The sequence below is a fragment of the Actinorectispora metalli genome (assembly GCF_056323685.1).
Genome location: NZ_JBREYE010000002.1, coordinates 1,499,110 through 1,516,689, shown reverse-complemented (window position 1 = coordinate 1,516,689; position 17,580 = coordinate 1,499,110). Strand labels below are relative to the sequence as shown.

The 17,580-nt window shown below is 68.3% G+C and carries 18 protein-coding genes; 8 read left to right on the top strand and 10 right to left on the bottom strand.

The features are described from left to right. Window positions 1–11: 11 nt before the first annotated feature. Genes ACU6XJ_RS27380 through ACU6XJ_RS27370 form a run of 3 tightly spaced genes read right to left on the bottom strand, consistent with a single transcriptional unit; the run spans window position 12 to window position 1,521 of the window. Entirely contained in the window at window positions 12–416 is a 405-nt protein-coding gene (locus tag ACU6XJ_RS27380) for a type II toxin-antitoxin system VapC family toxin (RefSeq protein WP_476317795.1), read from the bottom strand. Beyond that, complete coding sequence (locus ACU6XJ_RS27375; protein ID WP_476317793.1) at window positions 409–687, bottom strand: type II toxin-antitoxin system Phd/YefM family antitoxin; 279 nt, start codon at window positions 685–687, stop codon at window positions 409–411. Before ACU6XJ_RS27375 ends, ACU6XJ_RS27380 begins: the two co-directional genes overlap by 8 nt. A gap of 51 nt (window positions 688–738) precedes the next feature. Further along, window positions 739–1,521: an IclR family transcriptional regulator gene (locus ACU6XJ_RS27370; protein ID WP_476317790.1), complete on the bottom strand. Its 783-nt coding sequence runs from the start codon at window positions 1,519–1,521 to the stop codon at window positions 739–741. A 120-nt stretch (window positions 1,522–1,641) separates the two neighbouring features. On the opposite strand from ACU6XJ_RS27370, the gene ACU6XJ_RS27365 reads away from it, so the two are divergent. The 5 genes from ACU6XJ_RS27365 to ACU6XJ_RS27345 all read left to right on the top strand — a co-directional run bounded on the left by ACU6XJ_RS27365 (window position 1,642) and on the right by ACU6XJ_RS27345 (window position 5,180). After that, window positions 1,642–1,956, top strand: a complete 315-nt coding sequence (locus tag ACU6XJ_RS27365) for a bifunctional 3-phenylpropionate/cinnamic acid dioxygenase ferredoxin subunit (RefSeq protein ID WP_476317787.1) — start codon at window positions 1,642–1,644, stop codon at window positions 1,954–1,956. Beyond that, window positions 1,953–3,110, top strand: a complete 1,158-nt coding sequence (locus ACU6XJ_RS27360) for an NAD(P)/FAD-dependent oxidoreductase (RefSeq protein ID WP_476318666.1) — start codon at window positions 1,953–1,955, stop codon at window positions 3,108–3,110. Before ACU6XJ_RS27365 ends, ACU6XJ_RS27360 begins: the two co-directional genes overlap by 4 nt. An 11-nt stretch (window positions 3,111–3,121) precedes the next feature. After that, complete coding sequence (locus ACU6XJ_RS27355) at window positions 3,122–4,243, top strand: aromatic ring-hydroxylating oxygenase subunit alpha (RefSeq protein ID WP_476317784.1); 1,122 nt, start codon at window positions 3,122–3,124, stop codon at window positions 4,241–4,243. 98 nt (window positions 4,244–4,341) lie between these two features. Next, complete coding sequence (locus ACU6XJ_RS27350; RefSeq protein ID WP_476317781.1) at window positions 4,342–4,698, top strand: ArsR/SmtB family transcription factor; 357 nt, start codon at window positions 4,342–4,344, stop codon at window positions 4,696–4,698. Further along, window positions 4,695–5,180 (top strand): SRPBCC family protein, encoded by a 486-nt coding sequence (locus tag ACU6XJ_RS27345; RefSeq protein WP_476317778.1) that lies wholly within the window; start codon window positions 4,695–4,697, stop codon window positions 5,178–5,180. The genes ACU6XJ_RS27350 and ACU6XJ_RS27345 overlap by 4 nt, the downstream gene beginning before the upstream one ends. A 317-nt stretch (window positions 5,181–5,497) precedes the next feature. Here the strand turns inward: ACU6XJ_RS27345 and ACU6XJ_RS27340 are convergent, their stop codons facing one another. The 6 genes from ACU6XJ_RS27340 to ACU6XJ_RS27315 all read right to left on the bottom strand — a co-directional run bounded on the left by ACU6XJ_RS27340 (window position 5,498) and on the right by ACU6XJ_RS27315 (window position 11,940). After that, on the bottom strand, window positions 5,498–7,024 hold the full coding sequence (locus ACU6XJ_RS27340) for an AMP-binding protein (RefSeq protein ID WP_476317775.1): 1,527 nt from the start codon (window positions 7,022–7,024) through the stop codon (window positions 5,498–5,500). Between the two features lie 67 nt (window positions 7,025–7,091). Beyond that, window positions 7,092–8,558, bottom strand: a complete 1,467-nt coding sequence (locus ACU6XJ_RS27335; protein WP_476317772.1) for a carboxylesterase/lipase family protein — start codon at window positions 8,556–8,558, stop codon at window positions 7,092–7,094. Further along, window positions 8,555–9,211 carry a TetR/AcrR family transcriptional regulator gene (locus tag ACU6XJ_RS27330; protein ID WP_476317769.1) on the bottom strand — a complete coding sequence of 219 codons (657 nt, stop codon included), beginning with the start codon at window positions 9,209–9,211 and terminating at the stop codon, window positions 8,555–8,557. Before ACU6XJ_RS27330 ends, ACU6XJ_RS27335 begins: the two co-directional genes overlap by 4 nt. A gap of 61 nt (window positions 9,212–9,272) precedes the next feature. Then, window positions 9,273–9,968 carry a hypothetical protein gene (locus tag ACU6XJ_RS27325; RefSeq protein ID WP_476317766.1) on the bottom strand — a complete coding sequence of 232 codons (696 nt, stop codon included), beginning with the start codon at window positions 9,966–9,968 and terminating at the stop codon, window positions 9,273–9,275. A gap of 32 nt (window positions 9,969–10,000) precedes the next feature. Continuing rightward, on the bottom strand, window positions 10,001–10,957 hold the full coding sequence (locus tag ACU6XJ_RS27320) for a hypothetical protein (protein WP_476317764.1): 957 nt from the start codon (window positions 10,955–10,957) through the stop codon (window positions 10,001–10,003). 854 nt (window positions 10,958–11,811) lie between these two features. Continuing rightward, window positions 11,812–11,940, bottom strand: a complete 129-nt coding sequence (locus ACU6XJ_RS27315) for a hypothetical protein (RefSeq protein WP_476317761.1) — start codon at window positions 11,938–11,940, stop codon at window positions 11,812–11,814. 369 nt (window positions 11,941–12,309) lie between these two features. On the opposite strand from ACU6XJ_RS27315, the gene smpB reads away from it, so the two are divergent. From smpB to bla, 3 genes are all read left to right on the top strand, one after another. Next, complete coding sequence (gene smpB, locus ACU6XJ_RS27310; RefSeq protein WP_476317758.1) at window positions 12,310–12,807, top strand: SsrA-binding protein SmpB; 498 nt, start codon at window positions 12,310–12,312, stop codon at window positions 12,805–12,807. Between the two features lie 584 nt (window positions 12,808–13,391). Continuing rightward, entirely contained in the window at window positions 13,392–14,240 is an 849-nt protein-coding gene (locus ACU6XJ_RS27305; RefSeq protein WP_476317755.1) for a patatin-like phospholipase family protein, read from the top strand. A gap of 4 nt (window positions 14,241–14,244) precedes the next feature. Then, the gene (bla, locus tag ACU6XJ_RS27300; protein WP_476317752.1) at window positions 14,245–15,126 is read left to right on the top strand and encodes a class A beta-lactamase; all 882 of its coding nucleotides are present in this window, start codon (window positions 14,245–14,247) and stop codon (window positions 15,124–15,126) included. Here bla and ACU6XJ_RS27295 read toward each other — a convergent pair. Then, on the bottom strand, window positions 15,119–17,512 hold the full coding sequence (locus tag ACU6XJ_RS27295; protein WP_476317749.1) for a PEP/pyruvate-binding domain-containing protein: 2,394 nt from the start codon (window positions 17,510–17,512) through the stop codon (window positions 15,119–15,121). The genes bla and ACU6XJ_RS27295 overlap by 8 nt on opposite strands. Window positions 17,513–17,580 lie beyond the last annotated feature (68 nt).

Sequence of the window (17,580 nt, the reverse complement as noted above, 5' to 3'; positions counted from 1 at the left end):
CTGGTTGGTCCTCAGACAACCACTACTTCCAGCATCGATTCGAGACCCGCGAAGTCATCGCCATTTCGGGTGTACAGCGGCAATCCGCGGGATGAAGCGATAGCGGCGATCATCAGATCGGGACGACGGGGGCGGGGGCTGCGATTGGCTGAAATGGTGAGTGCGACGAGCGTTCCGTAGCGCGCCGCCGCATCACCATCGAACGGCAGCGCTTCGAAGTCGACGATCGCCGCGCCCAACTTCTCGGTTCGCGCTGCTCGGGCGGACGCGTCTTTGGCCATGGCTACACCCTGATGCAACTCTGCCAAGGTGATCGCGGAGATCTCGGGTATAGCAGGCAGCGCGCTCGGATCGAGTTGATCCAGATCGATGTAGGTGCACGTGTCGAGCACGCCGGACTCGTGTCGCTCAACCACGATCGGTTCCCCATGGGTCGTCGGCGTCAAGGCGGTCTTCACTACCGAAGAATTCATCCGCCTCGTGGCGAAGGCGCACATAGTCAACTCGTGGCAGTCTCCGGTGACGCTCCACGAGTTCCTCGGCGCTCAATCGCCTTCGGCGGGGGAGGGGGCGCAACTCGGCGACCTCGATGCCGTTGCGGGTGACGTGGTAGGTCTCGCCTGCCTCCACGGCATCCATGACGGCAGCGGAGTTGTTGCGTAACTCCCGCTGAGTGATAACGCGCATGAGCGTCAATGTAGCGCCGTGTAGCGCGTCGTGCTACGGACCCTTTCTGGGTCATTTCGGGCCGAAGTAGCCGATGCGGTAGCTGATTTCGTCGGCGCCCTTGGTGAGGGTGGTTGCGGTCGTGGGGAAGGAGTCGGGGGTGAGGCGGTAGGCGGGGCCGGAGACGCTGACGGCGGCCACGACGGTGCCGTCGGCGCCGCGGATGGGGGCGGCCACGGCGTTGAGGCCGATCTCCAGTTCCTCGTTGGTGCAGCCCCAGCCTCGGTCGCGGATGACCTCCAACTCCGCCAGCAGCTTGGAGCGGCTGGTGATCGTGTTGGAGGTGTAGCGCTCCAGGGTGTCCATGGCGCGGTCGCGGTCCTCGTCGGGCGCCCAGGCCAGCAGGACCTTGCCGCTGGAGGTGGCGTGCAGAGGAGTGCGCTGGCCGATCCAGTTGCGGGTGGTCACCGCGGCGGAGCCGTAGACCTGGGCGATGTTGGTGGCCTGGCCCGAATCCAGGATCGCGATGTTGATGGTCTCGTCCAGTTCCTCGGCCAGGCGCCTGCATATCGGCTCGCTTTCGCGGGCCAGGTCGAGTCGGGCGGTGGTGACACCGGCAAGGCGGACGATGCCGAAGCCGAGGCGGTACTTGCCGCGTTCGCCGATCTGCTCGACCAGCTGGCGGCTTTCCAGGGCGCCGATGAGGCGGAACGCGGTCGATTTGTGCACACCCAGCATCGCGGCGATCTCCGTGACGCCCGCTTCGCCGCGGGCGGCGAGGATGTCGAGGATCTCCAAGGCGCGGTCCACCGACTGGACCTGGACCGCTGGTGCTTCCGGCCGTTCGTTCCTCATTCCGCAACTTTAGCCAAGGAAAGCAATTTCCCCTGGTCGGGCCCTTGACTCCGGTGTGTCCGGGAAGTCACTCTGTTGCGTATAGCACTGCGTGTTGTGTATTGCACAACGGAGGTGGTTATGGTTCCGGTTTGTGCTCTGGGTGACATCCCGGTCGGGGAGGCGGTGTGTACCGAGACCGAGCCGCCGATCGCGGTGTTCAATGTGGACGGAACCCTGTACGCGGTCGATGACACCTGCACGCACCAGGATGCGTCGCTGGCCGACGGCTGGCTGGACGGGTGTCTGGTCGAATGTCCGCTGCACGCCTCGTGTTTCGACCTGCGCACCGGGCGGCCGACCGGGCCGCCCGCGAAGACTCCCGTGCGCACGCATGAGGTCGTCGTACAGGACGGGTACGTCTACGTCCGCGTCGCCGTCACCGAGGTGGCCTGATGGTGATCACCGTCGTGGGGGCGTCGCTGGCGGGGCTGTCCGCCGCGAACGCGTTGCGCGGGCAGGGATTCGACGGCCGCCTCATTGTCGTCGGCGCGGAGCCCCACTTGCCCTACGACCGGCCGCCGCTGTCGAAGGACTTCCTGGCGGGCAAGGCATCGGAGCAGGACCTCGCGCTCACCACGGGCGCGGAAGACGTCGAGTGGCGGCTGGGCCGCACGGCCGTCGCGCTGGAGGCGGCAGGCCGAGCCGTGCTGCTTGACGACGGCGAACGCCTGGTCTCCGACCGCGTCGTCCTGGCCACTGGTGCCCGCGCCCGCCCATGGCCGGGAACCCCACCCGAGGGCGTGCACACCCTGCGCACGCTCGACGATGCCATCAGGCTGCGGGCCGATCTGCGGGCGGGCGGCAGGCTGGTGGTGATCGGCGCCGGGTTCATCGGCGCCGAGGTGGCCTCCACGGCGCGGGGGCTCGGTCTCGACGTGACCGTCGTCGAGGCGCTCGCCGTCCCAATGGCGGGTCCGCTCGGCCCGGAGATGGGCCGGGTCTGCGCCGGGCTGCACGCCGACCACGGCGTACGGCTCCTCACCGGCGCCCAGGTCGACGCGCTGCTCGGCGACACCCGGGTCCGCGCGGTGCGCCTGTCAGACGGCCGCGAACTGCCCGCCGACACGGTCGTGGTCGGGGTGGGCGCGATCCCGTGCGTCGGGTGGCTTTCCGGTTCGGGGCTGGCCATCGACAACGGCGTGCGCACCGACGCGCACGGCGCGACCACGCTGCCGAACGTGGTCGCCGTCGGCGACTGCGCGGTCGCGCACAACCCCTACGCGGGCGCCGTGATCCGCTTGGAGCACTGGACGAACGCGGCCAGGCAGCCCGAACTCGCCGCGGCCGTCCTGCTGGGCCGCCCGCCGCGGGCGAAGCAGGCGCCGCCGTACTTTTGGTCCGACCAGTACGGGGTGCGGTTGCAGTTCGCCGGGTTCCGCAGGCCGGGCGACAAAGTCGACATCGTCGAAGGCGACACCCAGTCGCGGTCCTTCGTCGCCGCCTATCGCCGCGGCGAACAGCTGGTCGCGGTGCTCGCCGTCAACCGCCCCAAGTCCTTCGGCCGCATGCGCCGTGAACTGGCCGACCCCGTTCCCGAAGCAGCCTGAGAGGTCCCGCCATGACGATCAGCACGGAGCTGCCGCCGAGCCTCATCGCCACCCTCCCCGGCGGGCACTACACCGATCCCGAGATCTTCCGCCGGGAACAGGAACGCGTCTTCGAGCAGCTGTGGATCGCCGCCGCCCGCACGGCCGACATCCCGAGCGCGGGCAGCTTCAAGACGGTGGAGGTCGGCAGGGAGAGCGTGATCCTGGTGCGCGGCCGCGACGGCGGGCTGCGCGCCTTCCTCAACGTGTGTCGTCACCGCGGCGCGAAGCTGTGCACGGAGGAGACCGGCGAGGTCCGGCGCAACCTGCAATGCCCTTATCACGCCTGGACCTACGGACTGGACGGCGCGCTGGTCGCGGCCCCGAACCTGACCAAGATGCCCGACATCGACCGCAAGGCCTACGGCCTGGTGCCGGTGCACCTCAAGGAATGGCTGGGCTACGCCTGGGTCTGCCTCGCCGACGAACCGCCGTCCTTCGAGGAAACCGTGGTGGGCGCATGCACGGCGCGGCTGGGGGAGCGGGAGCTGATCGAGGGCTGGGAACTCGACCGGCTCGACGTCGGCCGACGGATCGTCTACGACGTCAAGGCGAACTGGAAGCTGATCATCGAGAACTTCATGGAGTGCTACCACTGCGCCACGATCCACCCCGAGCTCACCGAGGTGCTCCCGGAGTTCGCCGACGGCTACGCCGCGCAGTACTACGTCGGCCACGGCGCCGAGTTCGCGCCCGAGGTCGAAGGCTTCACCGTGGACGGCAGCGCGGGCTTCGACAAGCTACACGGCGTCGGTGATGACCAGGACCGCCGGTACTACGCGATCACGGTGAACCCGCAGGTGTTCATCAACCTGGTGCCCGACCACGTGATCTTCCACCGCATGTACCCGATGGCCGCCGACCGCACGATCGTCGAATGCGACTGGCTGTACAGCAGGGAGGTGGTGGCGAGCGGACGCGACGTCTCGCGGTCGGTGGAGCTGTTCCATCGGGTGAACGAGCAGGACTTCGACGCCTGCGAACGCTGCCAGCCCGCCATGTCCTCCCGCGCCTACCGCGACGGCGGGGTGCTGGTGCCCAGCGAACACCACATCACCGAGTTCCACCGCTGGTTGACGGACCGCCTCGGATAAGCGGCCACGGGTTCTCAACCAAACGGTTGACAAAGCTCGACGTCCCTCCTACCGTTGTATTCAACCAACAGGTTGTGAATGACGGCAGGAGGTGCGCGGTGGTCGAGGACCGGCTTTCCCGAGTGTTCGCGGCGCTGGCGGATCCGACGCGGCGGGACATCGTCGCCAGGCTCACGGCAGGCGACGCCACGGTCGGCGAACTTGCCGAGCCCTACGACGTGTCGGTGCAGGCCGTCTCCAAACACCTCAAGGTGCTGGAGGACGCGGGGCTGGTCACCCGCAGCCGCGATGCGCAGCGCAGGCCCTGCCACCTCGAAGCGGAGGTGTTCGACCTGATGACCAAGTGGATCGAGCGGTACCGCAAGCAGGCCGAGGAACGGTTCAGCCGCCTCGACGCCGTGCTCGCGGCCATGGACGAGCAGGACAAGCCGAAAAAGCGAGGAGCAGCGTCATGAGCACCACCACCAGGAAAGAGACCCGGATCGAGGCGGACCCGAACCTGCCGACGATCACCATCACCCGCGAATTCGACGCCCCGCCCGAGCGCGTGTTCCGGGCCTGGACCGACCCCGACCTATACACCGCGTGGGTCGGCCCGCACAGCGTCACCACCCGCATCGACCGGTGGGACGCCACGACCGGCGGCAGCTACCGCTTCACCAACAGCCGCGACGGGGAGGACGTCGCCTCCTTCTACGGCTCCTTCCACGAGGTGCGCCCCAACGAGCGGCTGGTGCAGACCTTCACCTGGGAGGGCATGCCCGACGGCGTCTCGCTGGAGACGATCACCTTCGTCGACCTCGGCGACGGACGCACCAGGATCGAGACCCTGTCCGTGGTGGACAACATGGAGACCCGCGACGCCATCATGTCCAGTGGCATGGAGGTGGGCGTCCAGGAGGGCTACGACAAGTTGGATGCACTGCTGGCCGACTGATTCGGCCTGATCCGGCGTGAGTGGGCGGCCTGGCGGTCGCCCGCTCACCCGGTGCTCCCTCCCAGGAATAGGCACGATCGGGCAAGCGTTTTCTCCGCTCGAGGGGAAGGGGCACCATGCCGGTGGATCTCACCGGGAAGATCGCACCATTAACCAATTCACCCCAGGCCGTCATGATGCCGCCGGGGGTGCGCATGCTGTCGCCCTAGGCGAACATCATGCCTTCCTGGGAAATGTCGGATCGGAAACGCCTATGCGAATGCCTGCGATCGAGGCGAGGTTTATGGTGCCGCGCCGGGCGGGGACAGCCCCGCCGGTCAGTTGACCTGCCGTTCCTGTCCCGCCCAGAAGGGCTCTCGCAGCCTGAACTTCTGGATCTTGCCGGTGGCGGTGCGGGGGAGCGCGTCCAGGAACTCCACCCGCTTCGGGCACTTGTACCCGGCGAGGTTGTCCCGGCAGAACGTGATCAACTGCTCGGCCGTGACCTCGCTGCCGTCGGTGACGACCAGCGCGGTGACCATCTCGCCCCACTTCTCGTCGGGAATGCCGATCACGGCCACCTCGCGGACCGCCGGGTGGGAGTTGAGCGCGTCCTCCACCTCGATGGACGACACGTTCTCACCGCCGGTGATGATCACGTCCTTCTTGCGGTCCGAGATGGACAGATAGCCCTCGGTGAAGGTGCCGCCGTCGCCGGTGTGGAACCAGTTGCCCTCCTGGACCCGCGCGGTCTCCTCGGGGTTGTCCCAGTACCCCTCGAGGTTGTGGTTGGACTGCGCCAGCACCTCGCCTTCGGGGTCGAGGGCGATCCGCACGCCCAGCGCAGGAGCGCCCGCCCGGCCGAGCAGCCGGGCCTGCTCGTTCGGGTCGCGGTCGGCCCACTCCGAGCGCATGCGGTTGATCGTGAGCAACGGGGAGGTCTCGGTGAGGCCGTAGAGCTGGATGAACTCCCAGCCCAGTTCCTCCCGCACCCGCTCGATGGTGCGCGTCGGCGGCGGTGCGCCCGCCACGATGATCCGCACCTTGTCCCGCCCCGGCACGGGACCGTCCCAGGTCTTCGCGGCGTCCAGTGCCGCGGTCACCACGGCGGGCGCGGCGCACAGCATGGTGACGCCGTGCCGGTCGATGCGACGCAGGATCTCGGCGCCGTCGATCTTGCGCAGTACGATCTGCCTGCCGCCCAGCCCGGTCAGCGCGTACGGCATGCCCCAGCCGTTGCAGTGGAACATCGGCAGCGTGTGCAGCAGCACGTCGTTGTCGCTGACCGTGGTGTGCAGCGCGAACACGGTGGCGTTGAGCCATAGGTTGCGGTGGGTGAGCTGCACGCCCTTGGGCCGCGCTGTGGTGCCGGAGGTGTAGTTGAGGGTGGCGGTCGCCGACTCGTCCCCCGCCCAGGGCGTCGGCTCGGCGGTCGAGCCGAACACCTGCTCGTCGCTCTCGCCCAGCAGCAGGGTGTGCTTCGCCGACACCGTGTCCAGCAGGTGCCGTAGTTCCGGATCGACCAACAGCACGTCGGCGCCCGAATGCTCCACGATGTAGCGCACCTCGGCGGGGGCGAGGCGGAAGTTCACCGGCACCAGGATGCGGCCCCAAACCGAGACACCGAAGAACGAGGTCAGCATGCGGGCTGCGTTGTGCGACACGATCGCCACCCGCCCGCCGACCGGGACGCCAAGGTCGTCCAGCCACGCGGCCTGTGCCCTCGCCCGGCGCGCGACCTCGCGGTAGGTCAGCTCGCCCCAGGACTCCGCGGGCTGGTCGGGTTCGTCCACGACGCCGATGCGGTCCGGATAGACCAGCTCCGCGCGGTCGAGGAAGTCACGGACTCCCAGATCGAAGAACACAGTGCGGCTCCCATCCTCGTTGCCGATCCCACCTCATGATCGCGCACGGCGGGGCGGTCCCAAGAGGTCAGCCCCGACCCTCCCACAGCAGCCGCTCCTCGGCGTGCTCGTCGGTGGTGGTTTTGGAGACGGCGTCGAATCGCATCTCCGTGCGGTCGCCTTGTTCAAAGGCAGGCCAGCCGGGATCGCCGCCGATGGCGAAATCGACCCAGGCGGTGTGCATGACATCGGCGAGTTCCTGCGGCGGCGCGTCGCCCACCAGCGGCGCGTAGCGCGGGCTGTCCAGGTTGTCGAAGACGAAGGCGACTTCCAGCGCGTGGCAGGAGCCGAGCCTGCCGCCGAGGACAGGCGAGGGCCAGGTGAATTCGTACAGGTAGCTGGTTCCCCGGTGCGCCTCCGCCAGCCGAACGGCCGGGATGCGCCAGTAGCCGTCGGTGATCACGGCACTCATCAGGTCGCCGGTTGTCGCGTCCGGCCGGTTCGCGCGGTAGACCTCCAGCGCGTTGGCGGGCAGGCCGTATCCCGCGATCGTGGCATCGAGCGCGGACTGGTCGAGGTGGTCGATGATCCCGCCGGGCACCACGAACAGCCGGTACTCGTCGGCGGTGGTGCCGACGACGAGGTCGATGTCCGCCGAAGCGCCCGCGGCGATGAGCTCCAAAGGATGCGCGGGCAGGGTTTCGCCGTCCACGATCGGCGCGAAGGGCAGTGCCTCCCCCTCCCAGTGCGCCGGGTTGACGGCCATCTCCATGCGCAGCTGCGTCTGCGCGGCCAGCAGGAGGTCCATCGGCACCGCGGCGATGGCCTCCCGGCTCGGCGCCACGCCCAGGATCTCGGCGGTGCGCTCGCCGACCCGGCGCGCGAAGGCGGGAGAGATCACCGTCGACGCCGCGCCGGACTGCGCGATGGCACGCCGGAACAACCCGCGGGCGCTGGGCATCGCCAGCAGCGTGCCGATGCTCATCCCGCCCGCCGACTCACCGAAGACCGTGACGTTGTCGGGATCGCCGCCGAACGCGGCGACGTTGTCCCGCACCCACCGCAGGGCGGCGATCTGGTCGAGCAGGCCCAGGTTGGGCGTGCCGCCGCCGAACCACAGGAAGCCGTCGGCGCCGAGCCGGTAATTGATGACCACCGTCACCACGCCGTCACGCGCGAATCGGGTGCCGTCGTAACCGTCGATGGAGTTGGAGCCCGAGATGAACGCACCGCCGTGCACGTACACCATCACCGGCAGCGAGGCAGTGGTGTCCGGTGTCCAGACGTTGAGGTTCAGGTAGTCGTCGCCGGGAATGATCACGTTGTGCAGCAGCTGGTCCATCGGCGGCGGGTACTGAAGCTGCGGCGCAGTCGGGCCGTACTCGCCCACGTCCCGCACCGAGGTCCACGGCTCGACGGGGCGCGGCGGCTGGAAGCGGTTCGGGCCCACCGGCGGCGCCGCGAACGGGATGCCCTTGAAAGCCAGCGTGCCGAAATCCGATCGGCGGCCGCGCACGGCGCCGCTCGTGGTGGTGACGACGGGTTCGGTGCTCATGCGTTCTCCCTGTTGGTGACGCCGAGGAGGCGGAGCGCGAACTCCGTGTACTCCTTGGCGACCTGATCGCGACTGAAAGGTTGATCGGGGCCGAACCAGTACGCCACCCGCTGCGCCATCCCGCTGATCGCGGTGCCCGCGAGCATGACGTCCGGTACGTGGAAGTCGCCCTGCTCCACCCCTGCGGCCAGCACGTCGAGGCTCTGCTGCATGCAGGCGGCACGCAGTTCCAGGGCGGGAGCCGCCAACTCGGGGGACAGGACGTGCAGTTCGCTGTTGATGACCACCGCGAGCAGCGAATAATCGCAGTGCAGCAGAACCTGGGCGCGCACCAGCGCGGAGAGCCGGGCGGTGGGGGAGTCGACGGAGGCGATGGCCTCGGTGAAACGGTCGTGCAGTTCCCGGTGTCCGATCAGGACAAGCTCGGCCAGGATCTGTTCCTTGGACGGGTAGTGGGCGTAGAGCGTCGCGGAGTTGATGCCCGCCGCAGGGCCGATCCGGCGAATCGAGGTGCCGTGGAAGCCTGCTTCGGCGAAGAGGCCGAGTGCGGCGTGCAGGATGCGGCCGCGGGTGCCGGGCGGCGTGACACCGTCCGGCAGCACAGGTGCTACCGCGGCCAGCCGCCTCGGCTCCCAACCCGGGTCCTTGACCATGGCGCCACGCTATGGCGCCGATGGAGGTCGGTCAACCAATCGATCGGTTGGCTGACAGATTTCAGGAAGACAGGCCCGCCGCCTGTCGCCGCTGAGCGCGCGAGCGCTCTCGAGCGGCCTGGAAACTGCGCAGGTACTGATCACGGAAATTCTCGGTGCCGATAGCCGTCATCGGCTGATCCTCGGCGTGGTCGGTGTCGCGGGCCTCGTCCGGCACCGCGTCACCGGAGGGCTGCTCCGAAGTCGTTTCCGTCTCGTCGATCGTGTCTTGCGTCGTGAAAACAGTGTTCTCTGGTTCGGACACCGCGGGTTCGGGCTCTTCCGCCAGGGGCTCGACCGCGAGCGGTTCCGGCGCGACGGGTTCAGAAACAGGCCCCCCGAGGGCCTGCTGCTGCTCGTCGGGGAAGCGCTCGGGTACGGGCACCTTGACATCGGCCGTGATCGGTGTCGGTTCGGTCCACTGCGATCGAGGCGAGGGCAGCCCGGTCGTAGTGGTGATTTTCCGGATCGGAGTTGCCGCTGACCCGGTCACCAGCGGCGGCGCGGGCGAGGCGGGGAAATATGGCCGCACCGAGGCTTTCGCGGCTGCCACCGGCCTGGTGATCAGGGAGGACAGCGCGGGCGGCGGGGCGGCGGTTGGTGTATGTGCCGTGATCCGACGCACCATCGGCGGCAGGAAGATCACCAGCGTGCAGATGCAGCCCGCCAGGAATGAGGCGAAGCACAGCACCCAGATGAATTCGACGGACAAGGTCACCGATTCCTCCCCACGTCTCACAGGCGCCCGGCTCATGCGGCCGCGCTGTTCTGCTTGCCGGCGCCGCGCTGCGGAGGCACCGGAGTCCCGGCGACCTTCACCCTGCTTTCCGCGCGGCCCCGCCTGCCGTTCCCCTCCTGCGGAATGGGCCCGACGTGACTGCAGGCTTCGACAATCGCGGCCTGCGCGGCGGTGAGCTGCATCGACACCACCTCGTGCAGCTTCTCCAGGTGTTCCTTGCGCTCCACGATTTCCGAAATGCGCTGCTGCGCCTCGTTGGCGGCCATGGAGATGAGGAACTCGGCTCGCTTCGCGCTCAGCGTCTCCCGCTCGGCGAGCTTCGCGCAGACCTCCTGTTCGTGCCGTTCAAGTCGCTCCTCGAAGTCCCGCTCAGCCGCGAGAATGCGCTGCTCGGCATCCAACTCGATCCGGTCGCACTGGGCGGCGGTCTCGACCATCAGCTGCTCGGCATCCCGCTGCGCCTGAGCCATGGCCGCCTCGTGCTCGGCCTTGAGTTCCTCCCGCAACCGGCGGTACTCGGCTTCCAGCCGCTCCGCCTGCTCCCGGTACTCCCGCTCGTACTTCGCCTGTCGCTCTTCCAGATCCGCCGTCAGGTTGGTGGCAAGCTCCCTGGCCTCCCGCGCTTCCTGCTCGGCTTGTCTGCGCATGACCGCCGACTCATGCTCCGCCCGTTTGAGCAGCGACTTGCTCTCGTCCTCTGCCAGCGACATCATCTGCCGCAGCCGCTCGCTCATCCCGGAAACGGTGTTGGGCGACATCTCCAGTCGCTCCAGCCTGCCCCGAGCCTGCTCGAGGTCCTGCCGAGTGATCTCCAACAGCTTCCGCAGGTTTTCGGCCTGCTTCAGCGCGTCGCCGCGTTCCCCGGTGAGCAGCTTCAGTTGATCTTCAACGGATTCGACGTACTCGAGAACCTGCCGACGGTCAAAGCCGCGGAGGGCTACTTCAAATCCCGGATACAGTGGTACCAATTCATTCTCCCTCCCAGACATGCGGGGGATTGAATCACAATTCGTCAAATCCGGTCGTATTGCCCACCGATGCTTGACAAGTGATCAAGGTTGTCCAGTATTTCCTTTTCGCAACGGAAGTCAATGGCCGGCACCACTGATCACGCGAATTGACCAACGCCCGTGCTACAGGCGCCAATATGAACAAAGCTCAAGATCACTCTGAGTTGATCATACCGCTCGGTACTGCTCCGAACCGGTGAGAAACCTGATCACACGGTGGAGTGAACGGCGCGCAGCGTCAAGCGTGGCCGCTCCGACTCCACGCTCAGACGTCCACAAAAGGGATCGCCCGCGGCCCCGAATCCGTTACTGCGGTCGGGGTCCCGTCGGAACCTCGACCCTGCCGGGCGGAGTGGGAACGACTCAAGCCACGTCTCTTCAAGGAGATGAACAAGAAACCTTTCCGAAAGCTTATGACTGCAAGCGTTGAGCTATCCAATACACGGCGCTAAGAATTCGACACCACAGCTGCGCCGACCTTGATTACCCTTCGGCAAAGGGTTTCCCGGAAAACGACTGTCGTAGTGTTGTGCCTGCTAGGACCCCAAGTTTGTGGAGGAGGACGCCGCGTAAGCGACCGCTGGGCGGTCCTGCTTGTCGGTGCGCGGCCGAACCTCACAGCCTTCATTGGCGCGACTCCGACGCTGCGGCAACCGCTCCGGTCGACTGTGGACGATGCCGTCACCTGACTCGTCCACGCCCAGAGTGACGGCTTCAGCACTCGCCTGCCGGTAGATCAGTAGAAGGATGGGCGAACTCTGGGGGAACGGCGCGCCCCGCAACATCTCCCCCAGTTCCTTGCCCTTCGGGGGTCAGGAGGAGGAGCAGGCTGTGCAGCTTGACCTTCGGGCATACCCCTTGCGGACCGCGAGGCGCAGACCGAGCCCACCCAGGCCGAGGCAGGCGGCGACCGCCTTGGACAGCACGGGATCGGGAATCATAGCCGCGGCGATGCCTGCCGCATTCGCGCCGTTGGCGATGTCCTGCGTTTCTTCCTCCGTGTATTTGATGGTCCAGCCTTAGAGATAATTTCCCTTGAGCTTCGCCATTCCTAGTCCTTGGTTTCAGCGCTGGAGCCCCGACGGCGGCTCACCGACCTCGGCACGGTGGCGGGCGGCACGTTCAGCCGCGCCGCCGCGGCCAGTGACTCGGGTGCCGGCGCGTCGAACTCGGCCCGCCGGCCGGCGAAGACGGCTGCGAGGCTCGGGGGTCAACCGCATGGGCGTGATGGCGGGTCCGAACTGCTCATCACCGGTGGACGTGCGGTCCGCCTGCGAAAACCGGGTGACCGCCGTCGTAGGCTGAGGGGCATGGCCCGGAACGCGGGGCCCAGGGCGATTGCGACCAATCGCCGGGCACGTCACGACTACACGGTGCTCGACACGATCGAGGCCGGCATCGCGCTGCGCGGCACCGAGGTGAAGAGTCTCCGGCTGGGGCGGGCGTCGTTGGTGGACTCCTTCGCCACCATCGATGACGGCGAGGTGTGGCTGCGTGGATTGCACATCGCCGAGTACGCGATGGGCACCTGGACCAACCATGAGCCGCGGCGGACCAGAAAGCTGCTGCTGCACCGCAGGCAGATCGACAAGTTGGCGATCAGCCTGCAGAACACCGGCCTGTCGCTGGTGCCGCTGTCGATGTACTTCTCCGACGGCCGGGTGAAAGTGGAGTTGGCGCTGGTCAAGGGCAAGAAGGCATGGGACAAGCGGCAGACTTTGGCCGAGCGCGACGCGCGCCGCGACATGGAACGCGCGTTCCACCAGCACGCCAAGGGCCAGCGGGCGCTCAGCCGGTCACGGCGCTGACGAGCCACCCGGTGCACGATTCCCTGGTCTGGCCGGCCGCATCCGAACATGACGCCCGATCAGTCTTATGCCGCCGCCACAAAAAAGGACCCCTCGCATCTGACGAAATTGCCAATTTCTTTGGGCCTCTTCCGACGGTTGGCTCCCTGCCCGAATCCGCCCCTTTCTAGGGATCAGCCCCTTTCGGCAGGCCCGGCCAACGCGAGTCAGCGCACCGTGAGGAGTCAGAACCCGATACTCGAAGCACTCAATCGACCTTTGACCTGCGGAAATCCAAGCTCGGGGCCGTATCCGCAGGCCCGTTCGGTGCCTGATCGGACGTCGGGCGGGCGTTGGTGGATGGCAGTCCGTGGCGCGAAATCGGCATTTCCCGGGTATTGCCGCGCTTGCCTCTGTTTCAGGCCAAATGCACAATCGGAACAGGTGTGTGAAACGCCGATCCCGGTCGATGCCGAACCGCATCCGGTGTTGCGGTATTCCAGCGTGCAGGCGGGCCGCTGGACGTGATTGGATCGGGTTGCTGCGACCGGCAGGCAACATGAGCCGGCGCAGTTGCGTCTTGGGGGACGGAGGGAGAGCCGCGGATGACGTCGAGGGCACTGGTGCTGGGTGGCGGCGGCGTCGCCGGAATCGCCTGGGAGATCGGCCTGCTCGCGGGGTTGGCCGAGGCGGGCGTCGACGTCCGTGACGCGGACCTGGTCGTCGGCACCTCGGCAGGTTCCGTGGTGGGCATGCTGATCACCGCGGGCACCGACCTCACGGACTTGTACGCCGCCCAGCTCACACCATCGACCGGCGGCAAGGAGAAAGCGGTCTCCTTCAATGGCGAGCGGCTCATGACGGCGATGGCCGAGGCCGTCACCTCGTCAGCGACAGCCGAGGAAGCCCGCATCCGCATCGGCGCGCTCGCGCTGGCGGCCGACACCGGCTCGGAAGCGGAACGCCGCGAGGTCATCGCCGCGCGTCTGCCGGTTCGCGACTGGCCGGTGCAGCCGCTCGTGATCACCGCCGTGGACACCGCGACCGGCGAGTTGGCCGCGTTCGATCGCGGCTCCGGTGTCGGTCTGATCGATGCGGTCGCCGCAAGCTGCGCGGTGCCGGGAGTGTGGCCGCCGGTCACCATCGACGGCCGCCGCTACATGGACGGCGGTGCCCGCTCCATCACCAACGCCGACCTGGCGGCGGGCCACGACCAGGTGCTGATCATCGCGCCGTTCTCCCCGCCGCCGGGCGGCACGATCCGCGGCGCACAGGACGAGGCCCGTGACCTCGAAGCCACCGCTCGCGCACAGGTGGTGGAGGCCGACCGGTCCGCGTTGGCGGCCTTCGGCGTCAACCCGCTCGACCCCGCGACCCGCGCACCCTCCGCCAAGGCGGGATATGCCCAGGCCGCGGCCGTCGCCGATGCGGTCACCGAACTGTGGCGGCGCTGAGGTGATGAACCGCAGGAGCGCGCTGATCGCGTTGGCCGCGGTGCCGCTGCTCGGCGCGTGCGGAAAGGGCTACACCCCACCGTCCGCCACCGTTGTGCCGACGCCCAACGTCGCGCCGCTGCAACTGCTCGAACAGGTCTACACCGCGCGGATCGGGGTGTACGCCGCCAACGCCGCGGGCCGCACCCTGGCGCTGCGCCAGGCGGAGCGGTTCCCGGTGCTGTCGGTGTTCAAGACCTACGCGGCCGCGGCGCTGCTGCGTGCGTACGGACTGGACGGCAAGTTCTTCGACCAGCGCATCCGCTTCGGTGCGGCCGATCTCCTGCCGAACTCGCCGGTCACGCAGACCCGCGCGGGCACCGGGATGACGGTGTTCGAACTGTGCGAGGCCGCGGTGACCAAGAGCGACAACACCGCGGCCAACCTGCTGCTCAAGCAACTCGGCGGTCCCGGCAGCATCACCAGCTTCGCCCGCTCCATCGGCGACAACGCCACCCGGCTGGACCGCTGGGAGCCCGAACTCAACAGCGCCGTGCCCGGCGACGACCGCGACACCACCACTCCCGAGGCCATCGCCACCGGATACCGCGCCCTCCTGCTCGGCGACGCCCTGCCCGAACCGGAACGCAACCGCCTCAAGGCCTGGCTCACCGGCAACACCACCGGCAACAGCCGCATCCGCGCGGGCATCCCCGGAGGCTGGACCACCGCCAACAAAACCGGCACCGGCGCCTACGGCTCCGCCAACGACGTGGCGATCACCTGGACCGACAACGGCTCCCCGGTGGTCATCGCCGTCCTCTCCACCCAATCCACCCCGAATGCCAAATCCGACACCGGCCTCGTAGCCCAAGCCGCCCGAATCGTGGCCGAGGAACTCAAGTAACGGCATTGAGGATCGTGACTGTTCCTCGTGCTCCGTCGACTCGGATGTGGTCGCCGGTGGACAGGCGGGTGGTGGCGTTTCGGCAGCCGACGACGGCGGGGATACCCAGTTCGCGGGCGACGATGGCCGCGTGGGAAAGCGGGGCTCCGACGTCGGTGACGACGGCGGCGGCTCGGGGAAACAGCGGGGTCCAGCCGATGTTGGTCACGGTGGTGACCAGGATTTCGCCCGGGAGCAGCGCTTCGCCTTCGTCCACACTGGACACCACCCGCGCGAGTCCTTCCACGATGCCCGCGGCGCCGGGAAAGCCGGAGATGTCGTCGCCCAGTGAGACAGGCTGAGCGGACTTGTCGTACACATCGGCCCGGCGATCGGGATCGGCGGCCCAGGCGGCAGGGTCGAAGTGACCGCGGATGAATGTGGGGTAGGGCGGCAGAGCGCGATACCCGTCGTAAGCGGCGCGACGGGCCGGGAACGCGACCAACGGAGTGTCATCCCCTTCCAGCACGGCCAGCACTTCGGGGATGGACAGCATGAACAGCTTCTCGCCGTGGCCGGTCAGTTCACCCGCGCGCAGGATGAACGCGCGGAACACCCAGAAGCACCGCACGAACTCGGACCGGGCCAGTTCGCGGGCGCGAGCGGCGGCCACCTGGCGGTCCAGCCTGCGGCGCAGCTTCGCGGCCTTGCGCGGATGCCGCTCCACCAAGCGTTGCCAGGCATCCGAGCGGGTCTTCGCCTGGCGTTCGAGCAACGTGTGCGGGTCCGAGTCATCGCTCGTGAGGTCCGGCCAGGCGGGGTCCTCGCCGGGGCGAGGGGCCGAGATCTCGAACTCGTCGGAGCAGCGGTGCCCCCACGCGTGGACGTAGGCCTCACGCGTGATCTCACCGCGCCGAAGCTGAGCCACGCCCAGCACCGGGCCCAGGCTGACCAACTCCTCGCCATCGCCGTGCAGCCCGGTCAGCAACGCGGTCGCGTCGGCCTCGCCGACGAGCGCGGTCAGCGCCGGCCGGAGCCGGTCGGGACCGGACTGCCGGGCACCGGCGTCCAGGACGCGGCAGGTTTCGTGCAGCAGCGAGTCCACATCGGACCGCCACAGCTCACGCAGCCGCGCGGGATCGTGTGCGGCGCGGAGCTGTTCATGCAGGCGGGCACAGCGCGCGGGAGTCTCCGCCAGGAGAACGGGAAGCCGGGCGCGGTAGGTGCGGGCCTGCCGGAGGAACGCCGCCGCCTGCCTGACGGCGGCTCGCAGCAGAGCCAAGCGGGACAGGGGCAGCGGCGGAACCTCGATGCCCGCGGGAATGGGGCCGATGGTCTGCTCGCTGGTGCGGCGCATGATGCCGCCGAGGCCGAGCGCCTCGCCCAGGGCGAAGGACACACTCAGGTTGAGGTAGAACCGGCCGCCGATGTTGCCGTGCATGGGGTGCGTACCGACCGGTGGCATCGCCAGCGCCTGGATGACCGACCAGGTCGCCGGGCTCATCACGCTGGGGACCGCCTCGCCGAGGTTGGCGGACGTCCACAGGTAGTCGCCGCGCAGGCTGTCGTTCCACACCTCGCGCAGCCCTGTGATCGGACGGGCCTGAAGGATGTGGAGCTGTCCACTGTGGACCGCCCATTCGATGTCCATCGGCACGCCGTACAGCCGCTCGATGCGCCTGCCCAGCGCGGACAACTCGGCGGTCCGCGCGGGGTCCAGGACGGGTGCCCGGCGCAGTTCCTCGGGGACCGGGTCCTCGCGGGTGCCCTCGGCAGTGCGGACCGTCATCACCGCCTTGTCGTTGATCTCGCGGCGCACCTCGCGGTCACCGGACAGCACGTAGGTATCGGGGTTGACGGAGCCGCCGACCACCGACTCGCCGAGGCCCCAGGAGGCGTTGATCAGCACCTCGTCGCGGGCGCCGGTGAGCGGGTTCGCGGTGAACAGGACACCCGAGCAATCCGCGGGCACCAGCCGCTGCACCACCACCGCCATCGCCACGTCCTCGGGCGCGATCCCGTTGCGGGCGCGGTAGTCCACGGCGCGGTCGTTCCACAACGAGGCCCAGCAGCGTTGGACCGCGTCCAACAGGGCATCGGCGCCGGTGATGTTGAGAAAGGTGTCCTGCTGCCCGGCGAAAGACAACTCGGGCAGGTCCTCGGCGGTGGCGGAGGAACGCACCGCGACCGGGCCCTCGTCCATCGCGACGTAGGCGTCGAGGATCGCGGCGCGGAGGGTGTCCGACAGGCCGTTCGCGGTGAATTCGCGGTAGGCGCGGGTGGTGAGGTGGAAACCCGGCGGCACGGGGAGGCCCGCGGCGACGAGCCGGGCCAGCGAGGCGCCCTTGCCGCCGACGGTGGGCAGATCCGCGCGGGCGTCAGCCAGCGCCAACACCAGGTCGGTCACGGGAGAAAAGATTAGGTGGTGGCCCGCGAGTGAGGGGGAGCGGGCCACCGGATCGAAACAGGGGAATT

Excerpts from the sequence above, each read along its gene's own strand:
- smpB (WP_476317758.1), top strand. The coding sequence starts at position 12,310 with ATGGCCCGGAACGCGGGGCCCAGGGCGATTGCGACCAATCGCCGGGCA.
- ACU6XJ_RS27335 (WP_476317772.1), bottom strand. The coding sequence starts at position 8,558 with ATGAGCACCGAACCCGTCGTCACCACCACGAGCGGCGCCGTGCGCGGC.
- bla (WP_476317752.1), top strand. The coding sequence starts at position 14,245 with ATGAACCGCAGGAGCGCGCTGATCGCGTTGGCCGCGGTGCCGCTGCTC.
- ACU6XJ_RS27370 (WP_476317790.1), bottom strand. The coding sequence starts at position 1,521 with ATGAGGAACGAACGGCCGGAAGCACCAGCGGTCCAGGTCCAGTCGGTG.
- ACU6XJ_RS27375 (WP_476317793.1), bottom strand. The coding sequence starts at position 687 with ATGCGCGTTATCACTCAGCGGGAGTTACGCAACAACTCCGCTGCCGTC.
- ACU6XJ_RS27365 (WP_476317787.1), top strand. The coding sequence starts at position 1,642 with ATGGTTCCGGTTTGTGCTCTGGGTGACATCCCGGTCGGGGAGGCGGTG.
- ACU6XJ_RS27305 (WP_476317755.1), top strand. The coding sequence starts at position 13,392 with ATGACGTCGAGGGCACTGGTGCTGGGTGGCGGCGGCGTCGCCGGAATC.
- ACU6XJ_RS27345 (WP_476317778.1), top strand. The coding sequence starts at position 4,695 with ATGAGCACCACCACCAGGAAAGAGACCCGGATCGAGGCGGACCCGAAC.
- ACU6XJ_RS27330 (WP_476317769.1), bottom strand. The coding sequence starts at position 9,211 with ATGGTCAAGGACCCGGGTTGGGAGCCGAGGCGGCTGGCCGCGGTAGCA.
- ACU6XJ_RS27315 (WP_476317761.1), bottom strand. The coding sequence starts at position 11,940 with ATGATTCCCGATCCCGTGCTGTCCAAGGCGGTCGCCGCCTGCCTCGGC.
- ACU6XJ_RS27355 (WP_476317784.1), top strand. The coding sequence starts at position 3,122 with ATGACGATCAGCACGGAGCTGCCGCCGAGCCTCATCGCCACCCTCCCC.